The organism is uncultured Tenacibaculum sp., from assembly GCF_947499065.1.
In the GTDB taxonomy this organism is placed as follows: Bacteria; Bacteroidota; Bacteroidia; order Flavobacteriales; family Flavobacteriaceae; genus Polaribacter.
Genome location: NZ_CANMMT010000043.1, coordinates 1 through 231, shown reverse-complemented (window position 1 = coordinate 231; position 231 = coordinate 1). Strand labels below are relative to the sequence as shown.

The 231-nt window shown below is 41.6% G+C and carries 1 protein-coding gene; it reads right to left on the bottom strand.

The window, feature by feature from the left end:
- Positions 1–231, bottom strand: a 231-nt coding sequence (locus Q0958_RS18915) for a YDG domain-containing protein (protein ID WP_299126134.1), incomplete at both ends; no start/stop codon positions are given.

Here is a 231-nt window from a genome sequence, read left to right as displayed (position 1 = left end):
TCAACACTTGCAAAATCCCAAACTGTTGGTGAACCTCCAATGCTTACAACATCACCTGCTACAATTCCTACTAATGGCGTTCCGCCTAAAGTTACTGTAGCATCATTGTTCCCATCATAGGTCTTACTGTTTGCTGTTACTGAAACCGTTAAGGCTTTGGCTGTAATATCTGCTGTTAAGCCACTTGGTTGAGTAACTGTATAATTTCCTGCATCCGTTCCTGTTAAGGTA